Source organism: Thermosynechococcus sp. OHK43, assembly GCF_014466085.1.
Lineage (GTDB): Bacteria > Cyanobacteriota > Cyanobacteriia > Thermosynechococcales > Thermosynechococcaceae > Thermosynechococcus.
In genome coordinates, this window is sequence record NZ_JACOMP010000199.1 from 1 (window position 1) to 24,615 (window position 24,615).

At 53.7% G+C, this 24,615-nt stretch carries 36 protein-coding genes, 1 tRNA gene and 1 pseudogene; 29 read left to right on the top strand and 9 right to left on the bottom strand.

Annotation, left to right across the window (positions count from 1 at the left end):
• The 21 genes from rplX to aguB form a co-directional block, all read left to right on the top strand.
• Positions 1-249, top strand: a 249-nt coding sequence (rplX, locus tag H8Q75_RS08415; protein ID WP_297041129.1) for a 50S ribosomal protein L24, incomplete at its 5' end; no start/stop codon positions are given.
• A 58-nt stretch (positions 250-307) separates the two neighbouring features.
• On the top strand, positions 308-853 hold the full coding sequence (gene rplE, locus H8Q75_RS08420; RefSeq protein WP_024125571.1) for a 50S ribosomal protein L5: 546 nt from the start codon (positions 308-310) through the stop codon (positions 851-853).
• Between the two features lie 29 nt (positions 854-882).
• A complete protein-coding gene (gene rpsH, locus H8Q75_RS08425; RefSeq protein ID WP_024125572.1) occupies positions 883-1,284 on the top strand; it encodes a 30S ribosomal protein S8 in 402 nt (133 codons plus the stop codon).
• An 18-nt stretch (positions 1,285-1,302) separates the two neighbouring features.
• The gene (gene rplF / locus H8Q75_RS08430; protein ID WP_024125573.1) at positions 1,303-1,866 is read left to right on the top strand and encodes a 50S ribosomal protein L6; all 564 of its coding nucleotides are present in this window, start codon (positions 1,303-1,305) and stop codon (positions 1,864-1,866) included.
• Positions 1,867-2,229 carry a 50S ribosomal protein L18 gene (rplR, locus tag H8Q75_RS08435; RefSeq protein ID WP_024125574.1) on the top strand — a complete coding sequence of 121 codons (363 nt, stop codon included), beginning with the start codon at positions 1,867-1,869 and terminating at the stop codon, positions 2,227-2,229.
• 11 nt (positions 2,230-2,240) lie between these two features.
• Entirely contained in the window at positions 2,241-2,765 is a 525-nt protein-coding gene (rpsE, locus tag H8Q75_RS08440) for a 30S ribosomal protein S5 (protein WP_011055952.1), read from the top strand.
• A 13-nt stretch (positions 2,766-2,778) separates the two neighbouring features.
• Positions 2,779-3,243 (top strand): 50S ribosomal protein L15, encoded by a 465-nt coding sequence (rplO, locus tag H8Q75_RS08445; RefSeq protein WP_024125575.1) that lies wholly within the window; start codon positions 2,779-2,781, stop codon positions 3,241-3,243.
• 12 nt (positions 3,244-3,255) lie between these two features.
• Entirely contained in the window at positions 3,256-4,566 is a 1,311-nt protein-coding gene (secY, locus tag H8Q75_RS08450; RefSeq protein ID WP_024125576.1) for a preprotein translocase subunit SecY, read from the top strand.
• Complete coding sequence (locus H8Q75_RS08455) at positions 4,566-5,153, top strand: adenylate kinase (protein WP_024125577.1); 588 nt, start codon at positions 4,566-4,568, stop codon at positions 5,151-5,153. The genes secY and H8Q75_RS08455 overlap by 1 nt, the downstream gene beginning before the upstream one ends.
• Positions 5,146-5,370, top strand: coding sequence for a translation initiation factor IF-1 (gene infA / locus H8Q75_RS08460; RefSeq protein WP_011055956.1), 225 nt, complete (start codon positions 5,146-5,148; stop codon positions 5,368-5,370). The genes H8Q75_RS08455 and infA overlap by 8 nt, the downstream gene beginning before the upstream one ends.
• 60 nt (positions 5,371-5,430) lie before the next feature.
• A complete protein-coding gene (gene rpmJ / locus H8Q75_RS08465; protein ID WP_011055957.1) occupies positions 5,431-5,544 on the top strand; it encodes a 50S ribosomal protein L36 in 114 nt (37 codons plus the stop codon).
• Between the two features lie 33 nt (positions 5,545-5,577).
• Positions 5,578-5,958 carry a 30S ribosomal protein S13 gene (gene rpsM / locus H8Q75_RS08470; RefSeq protein WP_024125578.1) on the top strand — a complete coding sequence of 127 codons (381 nt, stop codon included), beginning with the start codon at positions 5,578-5,580 and terminating at the stop codon, positions 5,956-5,958.
• A gap of 42 nt (positions 5,959-6,000) precedes the next feature.
• Positions 6,001-6,393: a 30S ribosomal protein S11 gene (gene rpsK, locus H8Q75_RS08475; protein ID WP_024125579.1), complete on the top strand. Its 393-nt coding sequence runs from the start codon at positions 6,001-6,003 to the stop codon at positions 6,391-6,393.
• Between the two features lie 29 nt (positions 6,394-6,422).
• A complete protein-coding gene (locus H8Q75_RS08480) occupies positions 6,423-7,388 on the top strand; it encodes a DNA-directed RNA polymerase subunit alpha (protein WP_024125580.1) in 966 nt (321 codons plus the stop codon).
• Between the two features lie 22 nt (positions 7,389-7,410).
• Positions 7,411-7,761, top strand: coding sequence for a 50S ribosomal protein L17 (gene rplQ, locus H8Q75_RS08485; RefSeq protein WP_024125581.1), 351 nt, complete (start codon positions 7,411-7,413; stop codon positions 7,759-7,761).
• A gap of 6 nt (positions 7,762-7,767) precedes the next feature.
• Positions 7,768-8,622 carry a tRNA pseudouridine(38-40) synthase TruA gene (truA, locus tag H8Q75_RS08490; RefSeq protein ID WP_041429236.1) on the top strand — a complete coding sequence of 285 codons (855 nt, stop codon included), beginning with the start codon at positions 7,768-7,770 and terminating at the stop codon, positions 8,620-8,622.
• A 16-nt stretch (positions 8,623-8,638) separates the two neighbouring features.
• A complete protein-coding gene (rplM, locus tag H8Q75_RS08495; protein ID WP_024125583.1) occupies positions 8,639-9,097 on the top strand; it encodes a 50S ribosomal protein L13 in 459 nt (152 codons plus the stop codon).
• A 2-nt stretch (positions 9,098-9,099) separates the two neighbouring features.
• Complete coding sequence (rpsI, locus tag H8Q75_RS08500; protein ID WP_024125584.1) at positions 9,100-9,513, top strand: 30S ribosomal protein S9; 414 nt, start codon at positions 9,100-9,102, stop codon at positions 9,511-9,513.
• 38 nt (positions 9,514-9,551) lie between these two features.
• Complete coding sequence (rpmE, locus tag H8Q75_RS08505) at positions 9,552-9,827, top strand: 50S ribosomal protein L31 (protein ID WP_024125585.1); 276 nt, start codon at positions 9,552-9,554, stop codon at positions 9,825-9,827.
• A 9-nt stretch (positions 9,828-9,836) separates the two neighbouring features.
• Positions 9,837-10,862: an agmatine deiminase family protein gene (locus tag H8Q75_RS08510; protein WP_297041130.1), complete on the top strand. Its 1,026-nt coding sequence runs from the start codon at positions 9,837-9,839 to the stop codon at positions 10,860-10,862.
• A complete protein-coding gene (aguB, locus tag H8Q75_RS08515; RefSeq protein WP_297041131.1) occupies positions 10,859-11,716 on the top strand; it encodes an N-carbamoylputrescine amidase in 858 nt (285 codons plus the stop codon). Before H8Q75_RS08510 ends, aguB begins: the two co-directional genes overlap by 4 nt.
• A 441-nt stretch (positions 11,717-12,157) precedes the next feature.
• Here aguB and H8Q75_RS08520 read toward each other — a convergent pair whose 3' ends face one another.
• Both H8Q75_RS08520 and H8Q75_RS08525 read right to left on the bottom strand, forming a co-directional pair.
• Complete coding sequence (locus H8Q75_RS08520) at positions 12,158-12,529, bottom strand: ferredoxin-thioredoxin reductase catalytic domain-containing protein (RefSeq protein WP_024125588.1); 372 nt, start codon at positions 12,527-12,529, stop codon at positions 12,158-12,160.
• 77 nt (positions 12,530-12,606) lie between these two features.
• Positions 12,607-12,679, bottom strand: a tRNA-Ile gene (locus H8Q75_RS08525).
• 111 nt (positions 12,680-12,790) lie between these two features.
• On the opposite strand from H8Q75_RS08525, the gene H8Q75_RS08530 reads away from it, so the two are divergent.
• Both H8Q75_RS08530 and H8Q75_RS08535 read left to right on the top strand, forming a co-directional pair.
• A complete protein-coding gene (locus H8Q75_RS08530; protein ID WP_024125589.1) occupies positions 12,791-13,948 on the top strand; it encodes an aminotransferase class V-fold PLP-dependent enzyme in 1,158 nt (385 codons plus the stop codon).
• Positions 13,949-14,214: 266 nt separating this feature from the next.
• Positions 14,215-14,568 carry a hypothetical protein gene (locus tag H8Q75_RS08535; RefSeq protein ID WP_297041132.1) on the top strand — a complete coding sequence of 118 codons (354 nt, stop codon included), beginning with the start codon at positions 14,215-14,217 and terminating at the stop codon, positions 14,566-14,568.
• Here the strand turns inward: H8Q75_RS08535 and H8Q75_RS08540 are convergent.
• The 5 genes from H8Q75_RS08540 to H8Q75_RS08560 all read right to left on the bottom strand — a co-directional run bounded on the left by H8Q75_RS08540 (position 14,565) and on the right by H8Q75_RS08560 (position 19,784).
• On the bottom strand, positions 14,565-14,837 hold the full coding sequence (locus H8Q75_RS08540; protein ID WP_024125591.1) for a DUF3143 domain-containing protein: 273 nt from the start codon (positions 14,835-14,837) through the stop codon (positions 14,565-14,567). The two genes, H8Q75_RS08535 and H8Q75_RS08540, sit on opposite strands and share 4 nt — an antisense overlap.
• Positions 14,834-15,313 (bottom strand): J domain-containing protein, encoded by a 480-nt coding sequence (locus tag H8Q75_RS08545; protein WP_024125592.1) that lies wholly within the window; start codon positions 15,311-15,313, stop codon positions 14,834-14,836. Before H8Q75_RS08545 ends, H8Q75_RS08540 begins: the two co-directional genes overlap by 4 nt.
• Positions 15,314-15,321: 8 nt before the next feature.
• Entirely contained in the window at positions 15,322-16,542 is a 1,221-nt protein-coding gene (locus H8Q75_RS08550; RefSeq protein WP_297041133.1) for a type II secretion system F family protein, read from the bottom strand.
• Positions 16,543-16,595: 53 nt separating this feature from the next.
• Entirely contained in the window at positions 16,596-17,693 is a 1,098-nt protein-coding gene (locus H8Q75_RS08555; RefSeq protein ID WP_024125594.1) for a type IV pilus twitching motility protein PilT, read from the bottom strand.
• 66 nt (positions 17,694-17,759) lie between these two features.
• Complete coding sequence (locus H8Q75_RS08560) at positions 17,760-19,784, bottom strand: GspE/PulE family protein (protein WP_024125595.1); 2,025 nt, start codon at positions 19,782-19,784, stop codon at positions 17,760-17,762.
• Between the two features lie 269 nt (positions 19,785-20,053).
• Between H8Q75_RS08560 and H8Q75_RS08565 the strand changes: the two genes are divergently transcribed.
• Genes H8Q75_RS08565 through H8Q75_RS08575 form a run of 3 tightly spaced genes read left to right on the top strand, consistent with a single transcriptional unit; the run spans position 20,054 to position 22,014 of the window.
• Positions 20,054-20,278 (top strand): hypothetical protein, encoded by a 225-nt coding sequence (locus tag H8Q75_RS08565; RefSeq protein ID WP_024125596.1) that lies wholly within the window; start codon positions 20,054-20,056, stop codon positions 20,276-20,278.
• Positions 20,279-20,476: a lipopolysaccharide assembly protein LapA domain-containing protein gene (locus H8Q75_RS08570; protein WP_024125597.1), complete on the top strand. Its 198-nt coding sequence runs from the start codon at positions 20,279-20,281 to the stop codon at positions 20,474-20,476. It abuts the gene before it with no gap.
• Positions 20,440-22,014, top strand: coding sequence for a right-handed parallel beta-helix repeat-containing protein (locus H8Q75_RS08575; protein WP_162147186.1), 1,575 nt, complete (start codon positions 20,440-20,442; stop codon positions 22,012-22,014). The genes H8Q75_RS08570 and H8Q75_RS08575 overlap by 37 nt, the downstream gene beginning before the upstream one ends.
• On the opposite strand, the gene H8Q75_RS08580 is transcribed toward H8Q75_RS08575, so the two are convergent.
• On the bottom strand, positions 22,011-22,985 hold the full coding sequence (locus tag H8Q75_RS08580; protein WP_297041134.1) for a hypothetical protein: 975 nt from the start codon (positions 22,983-22,985) through the stop codon (positions 22,011-22,013). The two genes, H8Q75_RS08575 and H8Q75_RS08580, sit on opposite strands and share 4 nt — an antisense overlap.
• Before the next feature lie 109 nt (positions 22,986-23,094).
• Between H8Q75_RS08580 and H8Q75_RS08585 the strand changes: the two genes are divergently transcribed.
• From H8Q75_RS08585 to H8Q75_RS08595, 3 genes are all read left to right on the top strand, one after another.
• Positions 23,095-23,664 carry a glycosyltransferase gene (locus H8Q75_RS08585; protein ID WP_297041135.1) on the top strand — a complete coding sequence of 190 codons (570 nt, stop codon included), beginning with the start codon at positions 23,095-23,097 and terminating at the stop codon, positions 23,662-23,664.
• 75 nt (positions 23,665-23,739) lie between these two features.
• Positions 23,740-24,036 carry a hypothetical protein gene (locus H8Q75_RS08590; protein ID WP_297041136.1) on the top strand — a complete coding sequence of 99 codons (297 nt, stop codon included), beginning with the start codon at positions 23,740-23,742 and terminating at the stop codon, positions 24,034-24,036.
• Positions 24,037-24,214: 178 nt separating this feature from the next.
• Positions 24,215-24,352 (top strand): hypothetical protein, encoded by a 138-nt coding sequence (locus tag H8Q75_RS08595; protein ID WP_024125599.1) that lies wholly within the window; start codon positions 24,215-24,217, stop codon positions 24,350-24,352.
• Here the strand turns inward: H8Q75_RS08595 and H8Q75_RS08600 are convergent.
• Positions 24,349-24,615: pseudogene (locus tag H8Q75_RS08600) on the bottom strand (DNA repair protein); the annotation flags it as partial. The gene H8Q75_RS08595 and the pseudogene H8Q75_RS08600 sit on opposite strands and share 4 nt — an antisense overlap.

Here is a 24,615-nt window from a genome sequence, read left to right on the forward strand (position 1 = left end):
GAAGTCCTCGCCGTTTTTCCCAAAACCAGTCAGGTAATTGTCAAAGGGGTTAACCTGAAAACCAAACACGTCAAGCCCCGCCAAGAGGGCGAATCGGGGCAAATTATCACCAAAGAAGCCCCGATTTACAGTTGCAAGGTGATGCTTTACTCCACCAAGCAAAACGTGGCCAGCCGCATCTGCTACACCTACACCGAAGATGGCCGTAAGGTACGGATGCTCAAGAAAACTGGCGAAATCATTGATTAGGTCTCACTTGTTTCCCCCTCTCTGACCCAGCCCAGAGAATGCCCCTAGGAGAAGCCCCATGTCTCAACGCCTCAAAGACCACTACAACAAAACCGTTGTGCCGCAGCTCATGCAACAATTCCAGTACAAAAACATTCACCAAGTGCCCAAGATTGTCAAAGTGACCGTCAACCGGGGTCTTGGTGAAGCGGCGCAAAATGCTAAGGCCCTCGAAGCCACCCTGGCAGAAATTGCTACAATTACAGGCCAAAAGCCCGTGGTGACCCGTGCCAAGAAGGCGATCGCTGGCTTCAAAATTCGCAAAGGCATGCCCGTGGGGGTTGCCGTGACGTTACGTTCCGATCGCATGTATGCCTTTTTGGATCGCTTAATTAACTTGGCACTGCCACGTATTCGTGACTTTCGTGGTGTCAACCCCAAAAGCTTTGATGGCCGGGGCAACTACACCCTAGGTTTGCGTGAGCAACTGATTTTCCCCGAAGTTAACTACGACGACATTGATCAAATTCGCGGCATGGATGTCTCAATCATCACCACTGCCAATACTGATGAAGAAGGACGTGCCCTGCTCAAAGCAATGGGCATGCCGTTCCGTGAGAACTAACGCCGGAGGCAGATTTTTAAGGAGCAACTATGGCAGTAAATGACACGATTGGCGATATGCTAACTCGCATCCGCAACGCAAACCTTGCGCGTCATCAAACCACCACCATTCCGGCCACGCGCATGACCCGCAGTATTGCGCAGGTCCTGAAAGCGGAGGGGTTTATTCGCGATTTTGAAGAGCAAGGGGACGGCGTCAAACGGCAGCTTGTGGTTTCCCTAAAATATCGCGGCAAGCAGCGCCAGCCGATTATTACTGCGCTCAAGCGGGTGAGTAAACCTGGTCTGCGCGTCTATGCCAATTCCCGTGAGTTGCCCCGGGTACTCGGTGGCATCGGCATTGCCATCATCTCCACCTCAAGCGGCATCATGACCGATCGCGAGGCACGGAAGCAGGGCATTGGCGGCGAAGTACTCTGTTACGTTTGGTAAGCTCGGAGGAAGTCCCACATGTCTCGTATTGGCAAGCGTCCCATCCCTCTGCCCAAGAATGTCACCCTCACCCTAGAGGGGCAGCAGGTCACGGTCAAAGGTCCTAAGGGTCAACTCACTCGCGTTTTTCCTCCGGAAGTGAATGTTGCCCAAGAGGGCGAAACGATTGTCGTCAGACGCCGCGATGATTCTCGACCGGCCAAAGAACGCCACGGCCTCTGCCGCACGCTACTGGCCAACATGGTAGAAGGTGTCTCCCAAGGGTTTACGAAAAAGCTCGAGATTCAAGGGGTTGGTTACCGTGCCCAGCTCCAAGGCAAAACCCTTGTCCTCAGTATGGGCTACAGCCACCCCGTTGAGATCGTGCCGCCTGAGGGCATTACCCTAGAAATCGAGGACAACCAAGGTAAAAAAGTCCAGCAAGGCACCATTGTCCTCGTCAGTGGTATTGATAAAGAACTGGTCGGCAACACCTCTGCCCGTATTCGCGCTGTGCGCCCCCCTGAACCCTACAAGGGCAAGGGTATCCGCTATATGGGTGAATTTGTGCGTCGTAAAGTTGGTAAGACAGGGAAGAAATAGATGAAGCAAACTCGTATTGCGGCTCGCCAAAGTCGGCATCAGCGCATTCGCCGCAAAATCAAAGGTACCAGCGATCGCCCCCGCCTCGCTGTCTTTCGTTCCCATCAGCACATCTATGCCCAAGTGATTGATGACACCCGGCATCATACCCTCGTCGCTGCTTCCAGTCTGGAGCCAGAACTGCGGCAAAAGCTGGGGAATGGGAGGACCTGTGCCGCCTCCACCGAAGTGGGGCGACTGATTGCAGAGCGTGCCAAAGCCGCTGGCATTGAACGCGTTGTCTTTGATCGTGGTGGCAATATCTACCATGGTCGTGTCAAGGCCTTAGCGGAGGCCGCCCGTGAAGCTGGACTAGACTTTTAGAGGATGACCCGATGGCAAATCGTCGTAAAAACCCCCGCAAAGTTGAAAAAGAAACTGACTGGCAAGAGCGAGTCGTCCAGATCCGCCGCGTCTCCAAAGTGGTCAAAGGCGGTAAGAAACTCAGCTTCCGTGCCATTGTTGTCGTTGGCAACGAGCGTGGCCAAGTGGGTGTGGGTGTCGGCAAAGCCGCCGATGTCATTGGTGCGGTCCGCAAAGGCGTAGCTGATGGCAAGAAGCACCTTATTGATGTCCCGATCACCAAATCCAACTCTATTCCCCACCCCACCTTTGGCGAAGGCGGTGCTGCCCGCGTCATGATTCGTCCCGCCGCACCGGGAACTGGGGTAATTGCAGGTGGCTCTGTGCGCACCGTTCTGGAACTAGCAGGGGTACGCAATGTACTTGCCAAACAGCTGGGATCCAGCAACCCCCTCAACAATGCCCGTGCCGCCCTCGAAGCCCTTGCAGCCTTGCGCACTTTTCAAGAAGTTGCCGAGGAGCGGGAAATCCCCATTGAAAACCTTTATAGCAAATAGTTAGGAGTGATCCATGCGTTTTCAAGATCTGCACCCCCAAGCGGGATCGCGACGGCGCAAACGGCGGATTGGTCGGGGTATTGCCGCAGGTCAAGGGGCAAGTGGCGGCTTTGGTATGCGGGGGCAAAAATCTCGTTCCGGTCGCCCCACTCGTCCTGGCTTTGAAGGTGGTCAAAACCCCCTCTACCGTCGTCTCCCCAAACTCAAGCACTTCCCCCTCGTCAGCCGGAAGGTTTACACTACGATCAACGTAGGTCGTCTCAATACCCTACCGCCCAATAGTGTGGTGACAGTTGAATCCCTCCTTGAAGCTGGCATTCTCACCACTGCCAAATATCCCCTTAAAGTACTAGGGGGGGGTGAGCTAAATGTCAAGCTAGAGGTCCATGCGGCTGCCTTTAGTAGCAGTGCCCGCAGCAAGATTGAAGCCGCTGGTGGGGTATGTGTGGAGACCTCCGTTGCTGCCGACAGTGAATAGAGGAACCCCAATATGATTGTGAATCGCGGCAAGGCACCCACTGCCCAAGAAACGTTTATGCAGATGGCTCAAGCGGCTGGTCTGCGGGGGCGACTCCTGATCACCATTGGGCTGCTAATCTTAGTGCGGCTTGGCATCTATCTACCGATTCCGGGAATAGAGCGCGCTGTTTTTGCCCAGAGCGTTCAAGATAATGCCGTGATTCGCTTCCTCGATATCTTTTCAGGCGGTGGCCTTTCCGCCCTTGGGATTTTCGCCCTTGGCATCTTGCCTTATATTAACGCCTCGATCATCATGCAGTTGCTGACTGCTGCTCTCCCCTCCTTGGAGCGACTCCAAAAAGACGAAGGGGAAGCCGGCCGTCGCAAAATTTCCCAAATTACTCGCTACGTCGCTGTGGGCTGGGCGGTTCTACAAAGCTTTGGTATTGCCATTTTTGTCAGTTCAATTCCCGGTGCCGCTTTACACCCGGGGCCGTGGTTTGTAGCCGAGATTGTTCTTGGCCTGACCGCTGGCTCAATGGTCGTGATGTGGATTTCGGAATTGATTACTGAGCGAGGGGTGGGTAATGGTGCTTCCCTCTTGATCTTTTTGAGCATTGTTGCCTACTTACCTGCCTCGGTGGGCCAGACGATCGCCCTTGCGGAAAGTGGTGGCAACATCGGCGGCATCGTGATCCTTGTGGCTGTCTTTTTAGCCATGATTGTTGGCATTGTCTTCGTTCAAGAGGGGACCCGCCGCATCCCTATTGTTTCGGCCCGTCGCCAAGTGGGGCGTAAGCTCTACCGCGAGCAGACCAGTTACCTGCCCCTGCGCTTAAACCAAGGGGGGGTGATGCCGATCATTTTTGCCTCGGCGGTACTGATTCTACCTTCGACATTGGCGCAGTTTACCCGTAACGAACTCGTCGCCCGATTTGCGAGTTATGTTTCTCCGGCAGGGCCAACACCCTGGCTATACGTGATTTTTTATTTGCTGTTGATTCTCTTCTTTAGCTACTTTTACTCCTCCTTGGTGGTCAACCCCGTGGATATGTCCCAAAACTTGAAAAAAATGGGCGCCAGTATTCCGGGGATTCGACCGGGGAAAGCGACTTCTGATTACCTAGAGCGGGTTCTCAACCGCTTGACATTCCTAGGGGCGATCTTTTTGGGTCTGGTGGCAATTATTCCCACAGCAGTCGAGAGCGCAACCAAAGTAACAACATTCCAAGGGTTGGGGGCGACCTCCCTGTTGATCTTGGTGGGGGTGGCCATTGACACCTCAAAACAAATTCAAACCTATGTGATTTCACAGCGTTATGAGGGGATGGTGAAGCAGTAATGCGCTTAATTTTGTTTGGTGGCCCCGGTTCGGGCAAAGGGACACAGGCGGCAATTCTGACCACACTCTTGGGCATTCCCCATATTTCTACAGGGGATATTCTGCGGGCAGAGCGAGCTGCCGGCACCCCCCTCGGCCAACAGGCTCAACGCTACATGGATCGCGGTGAACTGGTACCAGATCAGGTGATTGTGGAGATGGTGGCCAATCGCTTGCAACAGCCAGATACGACGGCGGGTTGGCTTTTGGACGGCTTTCCCCGCAATGTGGCACAAGCAGCGGTCTTTGAGGAGATGCTCAAAAGCATTCACCAAGACTACGATTACTTGCTTTTTTTAGATGTGCCCGCTGCGATTCTCCAAGAACGCGCCCTAAATCGCGCTAAGCAAGCTGTCAACGGTCAGCAGCGCTCCGATGATACCCCGGAAACTATCCTTAAGCGGCTAGAGGTCTATGAGCGGGAAACCCTACCGATGATTCAACAGTACATGAGTCATCCTAGGTTTGTGCACATTGATGGAACGCGTACGATTGAAGAGGTAACTGCTGCCATTCAAGCACGTATTGGGGAGGTGAACCGTGTCTAAACAGGATGCCATTGAAATTGAAGGGACAGTGACTGAGTCATTGCCCAACGCCATGTTTCGGGTGGATCTGGACAATGGCTTCAATGTCCTTGCTCATATTTCTGGGAAGATTCGCCGCAACTACATCAAGATTTTGCCGGGCGATCGCGTCAAGGTGGAATTGACCCCCTATGACTTGACCAAAGGGCGGATTACCTATCGCCTGCGCAAAAAGTAGTTTGATCTTTACTGATCACTCTGCTAAGATATAAAATTTGCGACTACATGAGCAACTGATATGAAAGTAAGAGCATCGGTACGGCGTATTTGTGAAAAATGCCGCGTCATTCGGCGACGTGGCCGGGTGATGGTGATCTGCACCAATCCGAAACACAAGCAGCGCCAAGGGTAACCCACTGTTGTTGCACACATAGGAACTAGATTCATGGCTCGTATTGCTGGTGTTGATTTACCCCGCGACAAACGCATTGAAATTGCCCTTACCTACATCTATGGCATTGGCTTAACCCGCTCCAAAGAAATTTTGGCAAAAACGGGTGTCAATCCTGATACACGCACCCGCGATTTAACGGATGCGGATATTGCGGCACTGCGGGCTGCTATTGACGAGTACCAAGTGGAAGGGGATCTGCGCCGCCTGGAGGCCATGAATATTAAGCGGCTCATGGACATTGGCTGCTATCGGGGACGGCGCCATCGCCTTGGATTGCCGGTTCGTGGTCAGCGCACCCGTACCAATGCTCGCACCCGTCGTGGTGGTCGTCGCACTGTGGCTGGTAAGAAAAAACCCGCTGCTAAGAAATAAGTTTTTCCGCTCCTGCTACCTCATTCACGGTTTGGATAGATTATGGCACCCTCTGCAAAACGCTCTGGCCCTCGTAAGCAAAAGCGCAATGTCCCCAGTGGCGTTGCCCACATTCAGTCCACATTTAATAACACGATTGTCTCAATTACTGACCCCAATGGTGAGGTGATTGCTTGGGCCTCCGCTGGCTCCAGTGGTTTCAAAGGTGCCAAAAAAGGCACACCCTTTGCAGCCCAAACTGCTGCTGATAATGCGGCGCGCCGTGCCATTGATCAGGGGATGCGGCAAGTTGAGGTCATGGTGAGTGGTCCTGGCTCCGGTCGAGAAACAGCGATTCGGGCGTTGCAAGCCGCAGGTTTAGAAATTACCCTCATTCGGGATGTGACCCCCATTCCCCATAATGGTTGCCGTCCCCCCAAACGGCGGCGGGTTTAGGTTAGTTTGGGTCCCTTGGGAGCACAGCTATGGCATATCAAATTGAATGTTTGGAAACACGGGTTGAGGAGGATCAGGGGCAGTATGGCCAATTTGCACTGCATCCCCTTGCCCCTGGTCAAGGGATTACGGTGGGGAATGCCCTGCGGCGGGTTCTCCTTTCCAACTTACCCGGTAGTGCTGTGACAGCGGTGCGGATTGCTGGCGTCAATCATGAGTTTTCGACGATTCCCGGTGTGCGCGAAGATGTCATGGACATTTTGCTGCAAATGAAGCAGTTGGTGATTCGCAGCCACACCTCAGAACCCCAAATGGGTCGTCTTTTTGCTCAAGCCCCTGAGAATGAGCCATTGACGGTCACTGCTGGTATGGTGCAGCTTGGCTCTGAAGTGGAGGTGGTTAACCCCAACCACTATATTGCCACGCTGATGCCGGGGGCAACTTTGGAGATGGAATTCAAGATTGAAAAGGATCGCGGCTATCGCTCGGTGGAGCGGGTGCGGGACGATCGCCTTGCCTTGGACTATCTCCAATTGGATGCGGTCTTTATGCCCGTGCGGCGGGTGAACTACACTGTTGATTCTGTGCGCAGTGCCGGTGCAGAGGGCGATCGCCAGCTCCAGGACTACCTAAAGCTAGAAATCTGGACAAATGGCAGCTTGACTCCTCAGGATGCCCTCAATCAGGCGGCAACGATTCTTGTGGATCTCTTTAGCCCCTTGAAGGAAGTGCCCCTACACACCTCTGAGGCCACCACCACCGATGAGCATGACGAAACGGGGCAAATTCCCATTGAGCAACTTAATTTGTCGGTCCGTGCCTATAACTGTCTCAAGCGTGCCCAAGTGAATACGGTGGCTGATCTCCTTGAGTACTCCCAGGAAGAGCTACTGGAGATCAAAAACTTCGGTCAAAAGTCGGCTGAGGAAGTGATCGAAGCCCTGCAAAAACACTTGGGAATTACGCTACCGCCCCAAAAAGCTGCCCGTAACTAGAGAGATTGAATGAGGTTTACCTATGCGTCACCAACGTCGGGTTCCCCAACTAGGACTACCAGCGGATCAACGAAAAGCACTGCTGCGGGCATTGACCACTGAGCTGATTCGCCATGGCCGCATTACCACCACCAAAGCGCGGGCAAAGGCTGTACGCGCAGAGGCAGAGCGGATGATCACCTTGGCAAAGGATGGCTCCTTGGCGGCACGGCGGCGTGCCCTTGGCTATCTCTACGATAAGCAACTGGTGCATGCTCTCTTTGCCCAAGCCCCAGGGCGCTATGGCGATCGCAAGGGGGGCTATACCCGTATTATCCGCAGTGTGCGGCGGCGGGGGGATAATGCTGAATTGGCGGTCATTGAGCTGGTGTAGTAGGCAATGATGACGGCGATCGCCCCTCCTCAAAGCGGCCAACGCTTGGCACTGCTAATTCAGTACCAGGGCACCCACTTCCACGGCTGGCAACGGCAGGTGGGGCAACGCACGGTGCAGGAGGTGATTGAGCAGGCGATCGCCAGTGTTGTCAATCATCCCGTCTCTGTTGTTGCAGCAGGGCGCACAGACACAGGGGTTCATGCTGCGGGTCAAGTGGCCCATGTCACGGTCAACTCGCCTATTCCCGTTCATCGTTGGCCGGGGATTCTCAATGCTCGCTTGCCGGCTGATGTGGTGATTCGTGCCGCGGCGGCTGTGCCTCCTCACTGGCATGCCCGTTTCTCAGCCCTGTGGCGTCGCTATCGTTATACTCTCTATACCGATCCCTGCCCCAATATCTTTCTGCGGCCTTGGACATGGCACTACTACTATGCCCCCTTGGATGTGGCAAAAATGGCAGCAGTGCTTCAGCCATTGTTGGGGCGGCATCACCTAAGTGCATTTCACCGTTCTGGCTCCAATCGTGCCCATTCTTGGGTGGAGGTACAGGCGGTGAGTTGCCAGCGGCGCGGTGCCCTTGTGGAAATTGAGGTACAAGCTTCAGGGTTTCTCTACGGTATGATGCGCCTGTTGGTGGGCCTCTTGGTACAGGTGGGACAAGGCCAGCGATCGCCCGCCAGTTTTACGGAAATTTGGCAACAGGAGCAACGCCACCTTGTCAAGTATGCTGCACCCCCCAGCGGCCTTTGTCTATTGGGGGTGGGTTATCCTGAATCACCCTTCCCCCTTGCCCTGTGCACCGAGGCGATGCCCCAGTTCCAGTTAGCCTCTGTTTGCCCTGAATTGTCTATTGCATAGCACTATGGAGTTTGTGATGACCAGTACCGTAAAAACACCACTGCCCGCTGTGGATGACCTTGCTCCCCAGTGGTATGTCATTGATGCCGCTGATCAACGGTTGGGTCGGCTGGCCGCAGAAATTGCCCGCATTCTCAGGGGCAAAAACAAAGCCATTTACACCCCCCACATGGATACGGGTGACTTTGTGATTGTCATCAATGCCGAAAAAGTCACCGTCACCGGCAGAAAACGCTCCCAAAAACTCTACCGTCGTCACTCCGGGCGTCCCGGCGGCATGAAAATTGAAACCTTTGATCAATTGCAAGCCCGTATTCCGGAGCGGATTATTGAGCACGCTGTCAAGGGGATGCTGCCGAAAAATTCCCTTGGCCGCAAACTCTTTACCAAGCTGAAAGTTTATGCTGGGCCAGAGCATCCTCACCAAGCACAAAAACCCCAGCCTTTGACCATTAACACGATTCCGGGAGCCTAACAATGCAGATTGCTGATCAGTCTAAGCGGGTAGTTTACTTGGGAACAGGTCGCCGTAAATCGGCGGTAGCACGGGTGCGATTGATTCCTGGTAGCGGTCAGCTATTGATTAATGGCCGCAATGGGGCTGACTACCTGCAAAATAACCCCATCTATCTCAACTTGGTGAAAGCCCCCCTTGAAACCCTAGGACTTGAAAATAGCTACGATATCTATGTCAATGCTACGGGGGGTGGTTTGACAGGGCAAGCGGACGCTATTCGTCTCGGTATTGCCCGTGCCCTCTGCCAACTGGACATCGAAAACCGCAAACCCTTGAAAATCGAAGGCTATCTCACCCGCGATCCCCGTGCGAAGGAGCGGCGTAAATACGGTCTGCGCAAAGCCCGCAAAGCCCCCCAATACTCAAAACGCTAAAATTTAGTTGTTGACTTCTCCTTTGTGGTGAGACTCCTATGCCAAAACCGAACATTCATCCCCAGTGGTATCCCGAAGCCAAAGTCTATTGCGATGGTGAAGTGGTCATGACAGTTGGTTCCACGAAACCAGAACTGCACGTAGACATCTGGTCAGGCAACCACCCCTTCTTCACCGGTACTCAGAAAATTGTTGACGCCGAAGGGCGGGTGGAACGCTTCCGCCGTAAATACAGCGGTACCAAGCCTCAGCAAACGGCTAAAGGGAAAAAAGCCGCCACTAAATCTGCACCTAAGACTAACAAAAAGGGCTAATTGCTCTTTATGTCCCTCTTTTTTCAGCCCGCTGAGTGGCTGCCCCATCGCGCCTGTTGGTTAGCTTTTCCTAGTCACGAAGATCTTTGGGGGGAGTTATTACCGCAGGTGCGCTTCGAGTTTGCTGCCCTGTGTCGGGCAATCGCTGACCCTGATCCGGTTACGGGTCAATGTCGAGGCGAGCAACTGAAAATTCTGGTGCTGGATGAAACAGGCAAAGCCACTGCCCATTCCTACCTAAGCGATCTCAACCCGCAATTTTATCAACTGCCCTTTGGTGACATTTGGCTGCGGGATACAGCTCCTGTGGGCCTCATCAATGAGGCGGGCGAGCGACGGCTCCTCTGTTTGCCCTTTAATGGCTGGGGCAAAAAGTATGAACTGGCTGGCGATAGTGACTTGGCCATCCGCCTAGCCATCCGGATGGGGATACCCTATGGTACTGTGCCCCTATTTCTCGAGGGGGGAGCGATCGAAGTGGATGGCGAAGGAACCTGCCTCACCACTCGCCAGTGCCTCCTCAATCCCAACCGCAATCCCTATTTAAGCAGCGAAGAAGTGGAAGCCCGCCTCAAGCCCGCCCTTGGTGTGAGCAAAATCCTCTGGATTGAATCGGGATTGGTCAACGATCACACCGATGGTCATATTGATACCCTGGTGCGTTTTATCGCCCCCGCAACCGTGGTCTGTATGTTGCCTGACAGCCCTGACGATCCCAACCGCGATATCCTGCTGACGATTTATCAGCAGTTGCAAACCCTGACGGATGCCAAGGGGCGCTCCCTAGAGGTGATCCCAGTCCCTTCACCGGGGCGGGTGATGAGTCAAAAGGGGGAGATTTTGCCCGCTAGCTATGTCAATTTTTATATCGCCAATACTACTGTTGCTGTCCCCACCTATGGTGTCGAAGCCGATACCAAAGCAGTGGAGACGATCGCTAAGCTCTTTCCCAATCGCAGAACCATTGGCCTGCCCGCGCGGACCATTTTAGAAGGGGGAGGCGCTTTCCATTGCATTACTCAGCAGGAATTATGAGAACACTGACCGTTGCTGCCATTCAAGCTCAACTGACCGATGACGTTGAGACTAATATTCTGCACCTCAGTGACTTAGTGCGGCAGGCGCATCAACAGGGAGCACAGCTCATTGTCCTGCCAGAGCTATTTGAGGGGCACTACTTCTGCAAGGAAGAGCGGGAGATTCACTTTCAGCGGGCACACCCCGTGGAAAACCACCCAACGCTCGCCCACTTTGAGGCCTTGGCGCGGGAACTGGAGGTGGTGATACCAGTCTCGTTTTTTGAAAAGGCGGGTACCGTCTATTACAACAGTGTGGCCATGATTGATGCGGGGGGCGTCAATCTGGGTGTCTATCGCAAAAGTCATATTCCCGATGGCCCCGGCTATGAGGAAAAGTTCTACTTTCGACCGGGAAATACAGGCTTTCGGGTCTGGCGCACCCGCTACGGCAGAATCGGTGTCGGCATCTGCTGGGATCAGTGGTTCCCCGAGGCAGCACGGGTGATGACCCTCATGGGGGCAGAGGTGCTAGTGTATCCCACCGCCATTGGCAGTGAACCCCATGATCCCACACTGGACACCAAAGACCCTTGGCAACGGGTGATGGTTGGCCATGCAGTGGCAAATGTAATTCCAGTGGTGGCAGCGAACCGTGTTGGTGATGAAGGGGGGCAAGTATTTTATGGCAGTTCCTTTATTGCCAATCCAAGGGGAGATCTGGTGGCTACAGCCGATCGCTCCCAAGAAGCCGTGCTTGTTCATCAATTTGATTTAGAGGAAATTGAGCGCCTGCGGGCGGCCTATGGCTTCTTTCGCGATCGCCGACCCGGACTCTACAAAGCCTTGTTGACTGCCGATGGGGTTATTTAATCTACGGCGCGATGATCATCGGCGTGGGTTATTCTTAAAGATCTTAAAGATTTGTGAAGGGGCCAGCTACATTTCAGTGTCCTGGTCGCGATCGCCAGCGGCCTAACTCCACCGATAGCTGCGTTTGCTAACGATGCCACAGGTCAAATTATCTTCCTCTGCAGGAATGTCCAAGATGCAATTACGGTTTGCCTCAGCACTGGCAATGCCGGTGTTTTATCCCTGATTGATAAATAAGCTCCCGCAGGGGGCGCCTTGACTACGATCTTTGCAATACAATCTTCACAGTGACGCCGCTTGCAGCTACCTCTGGGGAGAGGGAACCAGCGAGAGCAGCTTACCTACCCTCGTGCCTGTGAATCATGCCCCTAGCTGATATTTTTGGCCGCCTTCCCACCCGTCAGTTTGTGTCTGCGGGCATCCACAGCGATAGGATGAAGACTAAGCAACTGTAAAGCGATTGGTTTCCTCCCGAATTTGCTCGAAGGTAATCTCTTGAGCCGTACCCGCAAAGGGATGATCTGGGGCTAGAAAGAGGAGACAGTGACACTCCCGCCGTTCCCGCATGGGCACACAGGGACAGTTCCAGTAGGCGGCTGCCACCTCTGCTTCTTTGTCTTCATAGTGGCGACAGGGACACAAGGGGGAGCCGTAGTCGTCCTTATGTTTAGCTAATCCTTCGAGAACAACTGCTGTTGTCCCTAGATCTGAGCAAAAGTAGGTTCCAGTGCGCTTGGCATAGGTTTCCGCAAACTTGCGCATGGCTTCAAGGTTTTTGTCGGAGGCCTGTTGGGGTTTGTAGCTGCTACTCATGGCAAAATTTGCGACACGAAACTTCTTTCAGTGTAGCGGAAGGCGATCGCTCAATTGGCCTCCCGGGGATTAAAAGATCCAGGGTGCTGGAGTTGAACCAGCCTATGGCGAATTATGAGTTCGCTGCCTCATCCGCTCGGCCAACCCTGGGAAAATCCCTATCATTTCCAATATAGTCCCCCTTGGTGCCTTCTACTGCTCGGTTGCTTGAATAGCCATTGAGTGGGGGATTCCTTGCTAGAGTTTTTGGGAAGATTGGGAATGAAGCCAATTTACTTAGATGGACTGGCCACTACACCGGTGGACCCCCAAGTGTTAGCAGCAATGTTGCCCTATTTTAGCGATCGCCCTGGCAATCCCAGTAATCGTGGCCATGCCTACGGTTGGGAGGCCGCCGCCGCCATTGAGGTTGCCCGCGCAACCATTGCCGCAGCCATCCATGCCCGTCCAGAGGAGATTATTTTTACCAGTGGTGCGACCGAGGCCAACAATCTGGCCATTAAGGGGGTGGCGGAAGCCTACTACAGTCGCGGTCGCCATATCATTACCGTACAGACGGAACACAAGGCGGTGCTTGCTCCCTGCCGCTATTTGGAGTCCCTGGGCTTTCGGGTGACCTATCTGAGGGTGAATGAAAAAGGGTTGATTGATCTCGCTGAGTTAGAGCAAGCCTTTACGCCCGAGACCCTCCTGGTGTCCGTGATGGCTGCCAACAATGAAATTGGCGTGCTACAACCCTTGGCTGAGATTGGTCGCTGCTGTCGCGATCGCGGGGTACTCTTCCACACCGATGCCGCCCAGGCTCTAGGCAAAATTCCCTTGGATGTTCAGGCGCTTCAGGTGGATCTCATGTCCCTGACTGCCCACAAACTCTATGGACCCAAAGGTATTGGTGCCCTCTATGTGCGGCGCGATCGCCCCCGGGTGCAACTGGCGCCTCAACTCCACGGCGGTCCTCAAGAACAGGGCTGGCGATCGGGAACCCTAGCCACTCCCCTCATTGTCGGCTTTGGAGTAGCGGTGCAGCTGGCTCAGGAACGTCAAGCAACGGATATTCCCTATTTGTGGCATCTCAAGGAACGACTGTGGCAGGGGTTGGTTTCCTTGGGGGATATCTATCTCAATGGTGATTGGCAGCAAAGTTTGCCCAACTGTCTCAATATCAGTATTGCTGGGGTTGACGGCAATGCCCTTCTGCGCTCCATTTATCCCTATGTCGCCCTCTCGACGGGGGCAGCCTGTAGTAGTGAAAAACCTACCCCCTCTCATGTTCTCCTTGCCTTGGGGCGATCGCCCACCCTGGCCCGCGCTTCCTTGCGCTTTGGCCTATTGCGCACCACGACAGAGGCTGAGATTGATTTGGCTCTTCAGTGTATTCGTGACAGCATTCAGCAGTTGCGCCAAGTGTCCAAGGTCTAGCAAACAACTTTTGTTACATTTATTAACAAAATCCAATTGTTTATATAACTTTACAATATCCGCAAATGCCCATAATTCCATGGTTTTTGTGGGCTAAATCACAACAAATTCAGTAGAGTTACGGATGATCCCCAAGTTCTAAAGTCTATAGAATAATAACGTATGGTAATTCAAACTTTACAAATTAGTTATATACCCTTTTGATGTCTAAAAAAATCGCTGATAGGCGGAAATACAGAAGGGAAAGTGATTTGGGGGTAACGTAAATGACGAAATTACTGCCTATTACTGCCTACACTATTCGCCGTCTGTTGCGGCAGTATCAAGGCCAGCTCAAATCCGTGGTCGCAGAGGGTGCTTCCTTGACCGCCAATCCGGAAGCGGACTTGAATGCAGTGCTGGAAAGTCTCTATTTAGATGAGGAAGAAATCCGCACCCAAGTGGCCGAAATTGAAAGGCTGATGCTGACCTATCAGCTCCTCTTGAAAGTGGGCACGAAAGAACAAGCTGCAGCCATTGAGGAGCGAATTCTCTGGATTTTCGGTCTGAAACGGATCGGCAAGCCATCCAGTGAAACAACACCAGAAATACCCACTATGGCCCCACTATATAGCGTTTAAGGGGCAGCAAAAATCGCTTCTTCCACATCCGCGCGCGGGCAGGAGTACTTAAAAGAACGCTGACTCACACTGCCCGCAAGGCGATCGCGATAGACCACCTGTAACTCCTCAATATCCAAGCAAATCCGAACTGACCACTGGGGATACTCTAACTCCCAACAGTGGATATCTGTTTCGTCCCGCACACAGCCCTTTTGCTGTAGCCATGCTTCAATTTGGGGCAGGGCATGGTTGTAGAGAGGAGTTTGGGGGTTAGGCAGGTTATTCATCCGACTTCTGAGATGCGACTGACAATTTGCAAGATCCATTCTTGCCCCTGTTGGGACAAACCGACAATCACCGCCAGAACCAGACAGCTAACAAAGGTGAGCCCCAAGATAAACAGGGCAAAAAGCTCCCCCGGCGAGAGGGGGCGATCCTCTGGGGGAATGCTGGTAGAACGCCCAGAGCTTTGGGAGCGAGAGCCCCCCCCTCCCCCTGTCCTATGGGGTGGCTTCAACTGAGACTGGCCACGCAAGCGCAATTGCAAGTCATACCACTGCCGTTGCTCTGGGTTGGTCAGCACTGCGTAGGCTTCATTGAGGCGATGAAACTCCTCGCGGGCGATCGCCAGCGGCAATGTCGTCGTATCAGGGTGGTAGAGCTTACTCTTTTCCCGATAAGCACGGCGAATCTCTGCCAACGAGGCCGTGGGCGCCACCTCGAGAATGTCGTAGTGGGTTCGCGACGGGGATAGATGTGCCATGGCAAGGTTTACTTGACCAGATCGAAGATCTTGAACATGGGCAGGTACATCGCCACCAGAATTGACCCTACCATACCCCCTAACACCGCAATCATCAAGGGTTCCATCACACTGGTCAGAGCCTTCACTGCCTGCTCCACTTCATCTTCGTAGAAGTCGGCCACCTTCATAAGCATCTTATCCAATTCCCCTGTCTCCTCACCCACGTTAATCATCTGGGTGGCTAGAACCGGAAAGACCCGTTCCTGTTGCAGTGCAAGGCTCAACATCCCCCCTGTCTGGACTTGCTTCGCAGCGCGATCAATGGCATTGGAGATGACTTGGTTACCCGCTGTGGCACTTACAATCTCAAGGGAGCGCAAAATCGGCACCCCAGAACGGGACAATGAGCCAAAGGTGCGGCAAAACCGTGCCACCGCCGTTTTTTGGATCAAATCTCCAAAGAGGGGCAACTTTAGCAGCAGACCGTCAATCGTTAGGCGGCCGTTAGGTGTTTTGTAATAGAAACGAATCCCTAAGACCAAACCAATGATAGCAACAATGAGCAACGCCATATACTGGGGCGTGCGCAGGAATTTACTAAGAGCCACCATCATGGCCGTAAAGGGAGGCAGCTCACCTCCCAACTGTTTGAAAATCCCCTCAAACACAGGAATCAGAAAAATCACCATCCCTAGGAAGATGCCCACAGCCAACAGACCCACCACCACAGGATAGGTCAAAGCCGACTTAATCTGGTTGTTAAGGCGAGCCTGATCCTCCAGCAACTTTGAGAGACGGTTGAGCACTTCGTCGAGAACCCCCCCTGTTTCCCCCGCTTGGATCATGGCCACAAATAGGTTATCAAAGGCCTCTGAATGGGGGCGCATGGCATCGGCTAGAGTACTCCCCTGTTGAATATCATTGTTAACTGCCATGAGGATTTTTTTCAGTTTGGGGTTGGTACATTGGTCAGCCAAAACAGCGATCCCGCGCACTAAGGCCACACCAGCATTCACCAGTGCCGCAAACTGACGAGCAAAGATTGCCCGATCCTTCACTGTAATTTTGGAGAGGAAGCTCAGGTCGAGATCCGACTTGAGAGTAAATTTCTGAGCCTCTTTGACCTCTAGAACCTGTACCCCTTGCAACTGCAAAGCCATGCGGGCTTCTCGAGGTGTTGATGCTTCCTCGCGTACCGTTCTGTATTTGCCTTGGGCATCTCGTATCCGCACCTCATAGGTTGCCATGACTCAATACCTCTTTGCTCTCAGATTCATCTGGTGTGCTCGCTGACGGTTCCCTAGCGCACTGCCGCCGCAGGTGCACCTGCCCCAATAAGACGTTGCAGCTCATCTGGACGTGAAGATTTAGCCATTGCTGCCTCATAGGTAATCACCCCCGCCCGATAGTAATCGGCCAAGACTTTTTCGAGGGTTTGCATCCCCAGCTTACCGCCCGTTTGAATTGCCGAATAAATCTGCGATGTCTTGCCTTCGCGAATCAGGTTGGAGATAGCAGGGGTCACTACCATGATCTCTTGGGCCATAACCCGCCCGAATTCACCGGGCTTGGGATTTTTCTTAGGAACCAGTGTTTGGCTGAAGACCGCCACCAACGAGTTGGACAACTGGACGCGAATTTGCTGTTGCTGCTCAGGGGGAAACACATCCACCATGCGGTCAACGGTTTGAGCTGCTGAACTGGTATGCAAAGTGCCCATGACCAAGTGACCCGTTTCCGCTGCTGAGATGGCAAGCTGAATCGTTTCCAGGTCACGCATCTCACCCACAAGGATAATGTCGGGGTCTTCCCGCAGCGCTGCCCGTAGGGCATTGGCAAAACTCTTGGTGTCTTCCCCCACCTGCCGCTGGTGGATCAGGCTCTTGATTGGTTCATAGACAAACTCAATGGGGTCTTCAATCGTCAGAATATGTTCAGCGCGGGTTTTGTTGATCAGGTCAATCATTGCCGCCAAGGTTGTGGTTTTGCCTGATCCCGTCGGCCCAGTCACCAGAATCAAGCCCCGGGGCCGCTCACTCATTTCGCGAACAATGTTGGGCAATCCCAACTGCTCAAACGTGGGAATTTTGGAACTTAAGGCCCGCAAGCAAGCAGCATAGGTACCCCGATCTTTATACACATTGACGCGGAACCGCGCCAAACCCCGCACACCATAGGAGCAGTCCAACTCCCAGTTTTGCTCTAGGTGCTTGCGTTGGGTATTGTTGAGCATGCTGAAGATCAGGCGCTGGCATTGCTCTGGGGTGAGGGGCTCGTAATCCATAGGGGTTAATTTACCGCTGATGCGCACGTAGGGGGGGATACCTGCTGAAATGTGCAAGTCTGAACCACCGTTGGCCACGACCTGCTCCATGAGATCCTCAATCATCAACTCCATAGGGTGCTCCTCGTTTGGTCGTTAAAAGGTTGTCTAGCTTTAGTTTCCTGCTACTTCACTGCTGGTTTAATCCACAAAGCGGGGAGTCATGCAATAGGGACAATCCAGCCACTCAGGCGCCAGTTCAGCGCCACAACCGCGACAGGTCAGCGAGCTCTTCCGCTTGGCTTTCAGCTCTGCCTCTAGCCCGGTGTCTGTAAAGGTAACCCGCTCCACCTCCTCAAGGGTCGTCAGTCCTTGTTTAACAAGCTCCAAGCTGTAGGCCAATAGGGTTTTCATCCCCTCTTCGACGGCAGCTTCTTTAATTTGCTCGGTGGGGGCACCTTGTGTAATCAGGCCTTGTAGCCGTTCGGTCACCCGCATGATTTCGTATACACCAACACGGCCTTTGTAGCCTACACCACCACATTTACTACAGATGGGCTGGCCACTGGCTTTGGCCGCTTGAATCTGCTCGGGTGTGAGTTTATTGGCTTTGTAGAGGGTGAGGTTGACATCTTTGGAGGCGGACAAGCCAAAGCGTGCCAGTTCCTCGCGGGTGGGCGTATAGGGAATGCGACACTCACTACATACCCGTCGCATGAGGCGCTGGGCAACAACACCGATTAAGGAAGCGGAGACCATGAAGGGTTCCACCCCCATTTCCGAGAGACGAGCAACCGCACTGGCTGCGTCGTTGGTGTGCAGGGTGGTTAACACCAAGTGACCGGTCAAGGCAGCCTCAATAGCGGTTTTTGCTGTTTCTTTATCGCGGGTTTCCCCCACCAGAATCACATCCGGGTCTTGGCGGAGAAAGGCGCGCAGAATTGAGGCAAAGTCCATCCCTTTTTCCCGAATAACCTGCACCTGCGTCAAGCCGGGTAGGGTGTATTCAATCGGGTCTTCCGCAGTACTGATATTGACGCCGGGGCTATTGCACTCGGCAAGGGCAGAGTAGAGGGTTGTCGTTTTCCCTGAACCCGTGGGACCGGTCACTAGGATCAAGCCAAAGGGGCGCTTCGTCATTTCCCGGACAATGGCCAGACTCTCTGGGTCGGTGATGAGTTTATCGAGGCCTAACTGGGTAGCGGAATTATCAAGGATCCGCAAACAGACTTTTTCGCCCCAGCGGCTGGGTAGGGTGTTCACCCGGAAGTCTACACGTCGCCCCTGGAACATTTTGCGAATGCGGCCATCTTGGGGGGCACGCCGCTCGGCAATGTCGAGGTCAGCCAGGATTTTGAAGCGAGAAACCACCGCTGGCACGATTTTCTTCGGCAGGGGGTCAAAGGCTTGGTGCAGCACCCCATCTTTGCGGAAACGAATCCGTAGGTATTCTTCCTGGGGTTCTACGTGGATGTCAGACACCCCTTCGGTGAGGGCTTTGGCTAGGATTTTGTTCACAAGGGCAATAATCGGCGCGTCCTCTGCCCCCCTTAGGGCTTCGGCTAGGTCAACCTCCTGCTCCCCTTCAATCTCTTCAAGGCCACCCATGGCTTCAATGTCTTCTTCGATGTTGATTTCACCGATCGCCGCGGGGGCATTTCTGCTGGCGGTGGTTTCTGCTACCTGTTTATTGAGAATCGGATCAATGAGGCGCTGGTAGTCCTCTAGGGTGATCACCATCCGCTTGAGCGTGAGGTTGTGACTCCGCAGCAGACGGGTGAGGTTGTCAATAGCTTGGAGGTTGTCGGGATCTACCATCGCCACCAATAGATAGGGGGGGTCGGCATCAAGGTGCTTGGCAATGGGGATGACTTGGTAGGTGCGGCAGGTATCAATCGGTACAATCGTGTTGATCAATTCCTCGATTTGCTCGGTGGGGAAACGATTCAGTTCGGGATCGAGGCAATCAACCCCATAGATCACTTTCAGCTCAAAAAGCTGTTGTTTGTGGTACTGGCGTAACACATCGGGGGGCATGGTGTTGCCTGTAATCTCCTGCAACACGGCTACTAGGGACTTGCCGGTTTTGCGGGCGGTGTTCATGGCTTCCCGCACTTGATCGATACTGGCGTAACCGGAGGCAACAATGGCACGTTCTGTGGGGCTAGCGGCTCTACCCCGCACGGTAAGGGCTTTGCGAGAGGAAGAGGGGGATGTGTTGACCATAGGGCGTCTTGGGGTCTGGATGACTTGCCTACTATAGTAGCAACAACCTTCCCAAAGATTTAATGGGTATTTTCACGATTTATTTTTATTGATATTTTTATTGACAATTCTTGTTATGAACGTTTCCCAACCGCGATCGCCAGGTTTTGCATAGGCTGAAAATGATTGCCAGTCCTGCGGCACATTAGGAACTACTAGAACTACTAGTTATCTTTTTTCCCTGTTAGCGCGTCCTCGCAATTCCCTCATGACCTGTGGAGGTTTGCCCTATGCGTGTCAAAGACGTGATTTTGCCCCTACTGGTGGTTGGTTTGGTCTTTGTTGGTTTTGGCGATCGCTTTTTGCCAGCACCTTTGAGCACAGCGAGTGCCAGTACCCGCGAGCAATTGAATGGCTTTCTCAAGGGAATCTTTACGGGGTTTTCCACCTATAACCGCTACCATAAGACGGAGGAGATGATTCGCCAAGCAGAACAAGCTGAGAGAAAAAAATAAATGCGTCGCTTTTTGCTCTTTTTACTCTGGATGATCAGCAGTGGGGCGATCGCCCTCTTTTCAGTACAGAACGCAAAAGCGGTGTCCCTAAAATTTTTATTTTGGCAATCCATTGAGATGCCCCTTGGCTTGCTGCTGATCTTTGTGGCAGCGATCGCCCTGTGGGTGCCCTATTTAGCCCGTCCGCTGCGGCGATGAAGGGGCAATCTCTGCTGTGCATTGTGCTGGTGATGGTCTTATTCTTGATTGGGCAACCCAAAATTGCGGCAATTTCGGCCGCAGCCCTAACCCTAGAAGTCAATCCAGCCGATCCCCAAGCCAGTGATGCTGGCACGGGAATGCCAACAACTCCTTTTCGCACCATTGGTGCTGCCTTGGCGTGGGCCCAGGCCCACGATCGCCCCACAGAGATTTACATTCATGGCGGGATTTATCGGGAGGCCCTAGGAACAATTCGTCATCGGCAGACGCCCCTTCGACTGCTGGCTAAGGCGGGCGATCGCGTGATTTTGCGCGGCAGTCAACGATGGTCAGATTGGCAAGTGGTCTCTAGTACTCCGAACTTCACCATTTACCGTCACCCTTGGACCTTGGCTTGGGGCTTTTCGGGTAATCCATGGACGGCATTTCACATTGAGTTACCCCCTGTGGCGCAGCGGGGCGAGCTGGTGTGGTGGCAAGATACTCCCCTGCGGCAGCGGCTCTCCTTCCTAGAGTTGCAGGGCAATGATTTCTACGTGGATGATCCAGAGCAGCAACTGTATGTGGCATTGCCTGCGGGCGTCTCACCCAGTGAATTAGAAGTAGCTGTTCACCGTGAGGCTTTACGAATTTTAGACAGTGGTTTGATCAGTTTGGTGGGGCTACGCTTTGAACACTATGGCGGCACATTTACCCAGGCGGTGCGCATTGAACGCAGCCATGACATCGAGGTCAAAGACTGTACTTTTTGGGCAAATAATTGGGGCGGCCTCGAAAGTCATCGGAGCGATCGCCTGCGGGTGGAGCGAACGCAGTTTCTGCAAAATGGCTGGCGGGGCATGGCGGGGGTTCGCTTGCGGGACTTCACAGCCCAACAGGTGCTTGTCCACGGGAATAATTGGCGGGGGGGATGGGCAGGCTTTTACGATTGGGATGCGGGGGAGAAGTACTTTCATCTGCGCGGCGCCGTCTTTGATCGCTACCGCGCCATTGGGAATCAAGCAGCCGGTCTGTGGCTTGACACCGATAATCAAAACGTCGAGATTCGGCGATCGCAATTTGTCGGTAATGCCGTGGTTGGTCTTTTCCTAGAGGCGGGCACGGGGCCCGTCACAATTGAAGATTCCTTAATTGCCTATAACTACAGCATCGCCCCCAACTATCTGCAAACTCCCGGCATTTTTGGCTGGGCGGCTGCCCATGTGACCCTGCGCCGCAACTGGATTTGGGAAAACCAAGGGGCACAAATTGGCGTCCGCGATCCTTCGCCCCGAACCGTCACCCTACCCGAAACTGGTGAGGAGGTCACGATTACGTCTCAAGATTGGCACCTAGAAGGGAATTGGATTGGCAGCCACCAAGAGCTGCTCCTGACAACCCTCAAGGGGGAAGCCTTCCTGCAGACACTAAGACTGGAGGATAACCACTGGTGGACTGACGCTCCCTACCCCTTTCGCCTAGAGGGGGAAAATGTCACTTGGTTACAGTGGCAGGAACGATATGGCCATCCCAGCGATCGCTGGCTTCTTCCCTAGAGGCGATCGCGCAACTGGTTGACCATTGCTTGGGCCGAGGCCTCCTCCACAAACATCCCCAGTTGAATCTTGGTTTGATCGCCATTCCCCACTAAAAAGGCATCGGGTACGACGGCTTGGGCCTTTTCTAAATCCGCCGGTGCCTTGTAGGGAGCCAGCACATAGTAGCGACCATTGGTTTTTTCGATAAAGAGCTGTGTCCTCTGTTCAGGTTCAGATGAGGTTGGGCTGGTCGCAGGAGTGGGTAATGCACTCGGAGCTGGAGTGGCCGCAGGTTCCAATTGAGCAAGGGTGCTGCGGTTGACATCGGGAAATTCCCGTGCAGTCATATCAGGACCGACGGGGGGCGTGGGTGATTCTGCTTTTGGGGTTGAAGGTATGGAGACAGGTGATTCAGTGGCAACGGGAGCGAATTGGCGGTTGAACCACCACAGGGCTGCGCCACCTAACCCGGCAAGAATGCCAACAACAACTAACCAGCGTTGCACAAGATGTTGACTATTGCTTTCGCGCCGCTGCAACCAAGGACGCTGTTGATTTTTGCGTGCCTGCTTGAGCAGCTCACGGGTGGAGGCAAAGGGGCGCTTTGTTGGGGTTGGCGTTTGGGGGGCAGGGGGATCACTCGAATAAGACTGGGGTAACAGTTTTGCTAAATCTGTGGGATCAAACTCAAAAAATGGATCCGCAAGTCCCTCATTGGTGTGTTCATCGGTGGCCGGTGCTGTTTCAGGAGTCGGAGCTAAAGAACCGATGACGGGAGGAGCGGTTGGGGCAACAGGTTCTGGGGCAGCGGTCGGGGGAACACTCGGTTGGGGGGGGATCGCAGATGGGTCAACAGGCAGCGCCTCAAAGGGGGAATGGGCTTGCACCATGCGATGGCAGCGATATTGGGTGAGTTCTGCCTCTAAACTAAGGTGAAGGCAAGCCAAAGCCGCTTGCAAACGCTGGCGATCGACGGTGGCAGAAGTCATAGCAATCGCTCCGAAAACAGTGCCCTAGAGTTGTTTGAGTTAACGCACTCTCCCGATGGATTATGCAACAGACGGTGCAAGTTCGCCAAAATGGCGCAAACTCCCACTCTTGAGTGTTTGCATTCCCGCCTATAACCGCCCCCAAGGACTGGTGGAAGGGGTGCGCTCAGTGGTGGCAGCGCTGCCCCGTGAGTACCACGATCAAGTGGAAATCATCATTACCGATGATTCTGCCACGCCAACAGCAGTACACGACTTGCTCGCTCCCTGGTTAGGCCACTGGCACTACCAGCACAATGCCCAACGCCTAGGAATGGTGGCCAACTGGAATGCGAGTTTAGCCAAGGCCGCTGGGGAGTTTATCCTGCTGTTGCACGATGATGATTACCTACTACCCCAAGGAATTACGACGATTCTAGCAACCCTCAGGAAGTACGGTAGCCAGTTTGATGTCTTTCTCTTTGGGGTGCATCTGGTAGATTCCCATCAGCGCTGTTGGCGACGGCAGATACCCCGCCGGCAAGGATGGCTCCCTCCGGCTCAAGCCCTCAGGCAATTGCTGCGTCATTCCTCATTTGTGCGGTTTCCAGCCTTGATCTGGCGGCGATCGCTCCTAGACGAGGTCGGCGATTTTGATCCCGCCTACGGCGAAGCCACAGACCTCTACCAGTGGCTATGATTCTTTGCCCAAAAGGGTGTTTACACCGTTCCTTGCGCCACCGCCGCCTACACGATCCACGATCAAGCCCTGACGATGGGAATGTTCCAGGCCCAGACCTTGGCCACTTTAGGGCGTATTTTTGCCGCCGCCGCTGATTTATCCATTCTCTCACCAGCGGAACTACGGCAGTGCCAGTGTGACTTTTTTCACCAGTTTATCTTGGCCGGAACATGGCGATTTTTGCGCCGACGGCAGTGGCAACGGGCACAGGCGGTGTACCAGCTTTTGAATCTACCAGAGGTGGTTGCCTTGGGGCGATCGCGCCGCTGGCAAGGCTTGCGTTGGCTCTTGGGGACTTGGCTGTGGCTACTGCAACAGGTTAGCTCCTAGGCGGGAGCCCCACCCTCTACCGTTGCACAGCCGGCCCATCGGGCAGCGGTGAGCGTTGGGAGTCTGTCGCGGACTGCCATCAATCGTAACAACTCGTTATCCTGAGGCCCACTCCCAGAAAAGCAGCCTAAAATTAATTTGGTTACTGTGGATTCAATGGTGCTTGGAGTTTATTCCTATGGCCACGGATTTTAATCGCGGCATTATGAAGTTTGATGGTGCCGACAGCCCGGCGATGATCGCGATTTCTGCTGTTTTGATTCTTGGCTTTATTGCAGCACTGATTTGGTGGGCACTCCACACCGCTTACGCCTAAAGGCGCGATCGCTCCAGGTGGATCGTGTGCTCGGTGAGGGCTTCAAAGGTTTCATCGTGGCTAATGACAAAAAGTTGATGAAAACTTTTGAGGTTGCTGAGGCTCTCCGCCAGTTGTTGGCGGCGCACTTGATCCATATTGGTGGTTGGCTCATCAAAAAAGGCAATGTCGGTGTTCACGAGTACCCGTAGCAGGGCAAGGCGCACCGCAAGGGCAGCACACATTTGCTCACCCCCCGAGAGGCTTTTGAAGGGCCGCCAGTA

Excerpts from the sequence above, each read along its gene's own strand:
- rpmJ (WP_011055957.1), top strand. The coding sequence starts at position 5,431 with ATGAAAGTAAGAGCATCGGTACGGCGTATTTGTGAAAAATGCCGCGTC.
- H8Q75_RS08530 (WP_024125589.1), top strand. The coding sequence starts at position 12,791 with ATGAAGCCAATTTACTTAGATGGACTGGCCACTACACCGGTGGACCCC.
- H8Q75_RS08580 (WP_297041134.1), bottom strand. The coding sequence starts at position 22,985 with ATGACTTCTGCCACCGTCGATCGCCAGCGTTTGCAAGCGGCTTTGGCT.
- H8Q75_RS08545 (WP_024125592.1), bottom strand. The coding sequence starts at position 15,313 with ATGGCACATCTATCCCCGTCGCGAACCCACTACGACATTCTCGAGGTG.
- H8Q75_RS08540 (WP_024125591.1), bottom strand. The coding sequence starts at position 14,837 with ATGAATAACCTGCCTAACCCCCAAACTCCTCTCTACAACCATGCCCTG.
- rplQ (WP_024125581.1), top strand. The coding sequence starts at position 7,411 with ATGCGTCACCAACGTCGGGTTCCCCAACTAGGACTACCAGCGGATCAA.
- H8Q75_RS08535 (WP_297041132.1), top strand. The coding sequence starts at position 14,215 with ATGACGAAATTACTGCCTATTACTGCCTACACTATTCGCCGTCTGTTG.
- H8Q75_RS08595 (WP_024125599.1), top strand. The coding sequence starts at position 24,215 with ATGGCCACGGATTTTAATCGCGGCATTATGAAGTTTGATGGTGCCGAC.
- H8Q75_RS08550 (WP_297041133.1), bottom strand. The coding sequence starts at position 16,542 with ATGGCAACCTATGAGGTGCGGATACGAGATGCCCAAGGCAAATACAGA.
- rpsE (WP_011055952.1), top strand. The coding sequence starts at position 2,241 with ATGGCAAATCGTCGTAAAAACCCCCGCAAAGTTGAAAAAGAAACTGAC.
- H8Q75_RS08510 (WP_297041130.1), top strand. The coding sequence starts at position 9,837 with ATGTCCCTCTTTTTTCAGCCCGCTGAGTGGCTGCCCCATCGCGCCTGT.
- secY (WP_024125576.1), top strand. The coding sequence starts at position 3,256 with ATGATTGTGAATCGCGGCAAGGCACCCACTGCCCAAGAAACGTTTATG.
- rplF (WP_024125573.1), top strand. The coding sequence starts at position 1,303 with ATGTCTCGTATTGGCAAGCGTCCCATCCCTCTGCCCAAGAATGTCACC.
- rplE (WP_024125571.1), top strand. The coding sequence starts at position 308 with ATGTCTCAACGCCTCAAAGACCACTACAACAAAACCGTTGTGCCGCAG.
- H8Q75_RS08480 (WP_024125580.1), top strand. The coding sequence starts at position 6,423 with ATGGCATATCAAATTGAATGTTTGGAAACACGGGTTGAGGAGGATCAG.
- truA (WP_041429236.1), top strand. The coding sequence starts at position 7,768 with ATGATGACGGCGATCGCCCCTCCTCAAAGCGGCCAACGCTTGGCACTG.
- H8Q75_RS08520 (WP_024125588.1), bottom strand. The coding sequence starts at position 12,529 with ATGAGTAGCAGCTACAAACCCCAACAGGCCTCCGACAAAAACCTTGAA.
- H8Q75_RS08555 (WP_024125594.1), bottom strand. The coding sequence starts at position 17,693 with ATGGAGTTGATGATTGAGGATCTCATGGAGCAGGTCGTGGCCAACGGT.
- H8Q75_RS08565 (WP_024125596.1), top strand. The coding sequence starts at position 20,054 with ATGCGTGTCAAAGACGTGATTTTGCCCCTACTGGTGGTTGGTTTGGTC.
- H8Q75_RS08560 (WP_024125595.1), bottom strand. The coding sequence starts at position 19,784 with ATGGTCAACACATCCCCCTCTTCCTCTCGCAAAGCCCTTACCGTGCGG.
- rpsM (WP_024125578.1), top strand. The coding sequence starts at position 5,578 with ATGGCTCGTATTGCTGGTGTTGATTTACCCCGCGACAAACGCATTGAA.
- rplR (WP_024125574.1), top strand. The coding sequence starts at position 1,867 with ATGAAGCAAACTCGTATTGCGGCTCGCCAAAGTCGGCATCAGCGCATT.
- rpmE (WP_024125585.1), top strand. The coding sequence starts at position 9,552 with ATGCCAAAACCGAACATTCATCCCCAGTGGTATCCCGAAGCCAAAGTC.
- rplM (WP_024125583.1), top strand. The coding sequence starts at position 8,639 with ATGACCAGTACCGTAAAAACACCACTGCCCGCTGTGGATGACCTTGCT.
- rpsI (WP_024125584.1), top strand. The coding sequence starts at position 9,100 with ATGCAGATTGCTGATCAGTCTAAGCGGGTAGTTTACTTGGGAACAGGT.
- H8Q75_RS08590 (WP_297041136.1), top strand. The coding sequence starts at position 23,740 with ATGGGAATGTTCCAGGCCCAGACCTTGGCCACTTTAGGGCGTATTTTT.
- rpsH (WP_024125572.1), top strand. The coding sequence starts at position 883 with ATGGCAGTAAATGACACGATTGGCGATATGCTAACTCGCATCCGCAAC.
- aguB (WP_297041131.1), top strand. The coding sequence starts at position 10,859 with ATGAGAACACTGACCGTTGCTGCCATTCAAGCTCAACTGACCGATGAC.
- H8Q75_RS08455 (WP_024125577.1), top strand. The coding sequence starts at position 4,566 with ATGCGCTTAATTTTGTTTGGTGGCCCCGGTTCGGGCAAAGGGACACAG.
- rpsK (WP_024125579.1), top strand. The coding sequence starts at position 6,001 with ATGGCACCCTCTGCAAAACGCTCTGGCCCTCGTAAGCAAAAGCGCAAT.
- H8Q75_RS08570 (WP_024125597.1), top strand. The coding sequence starts at position 20,279 with ATGCGTCGCTTTTTGCTCTTTTTACTCTGGATGATCAGCAGTGGGGCG.
- rplO (WP_024125575.1), top strand. The coding sequence starts at position 2,779 with ATGCGTTTTCAAGATCTGCACCCCCAAGCGGGATCGCGACGGCGCAAA.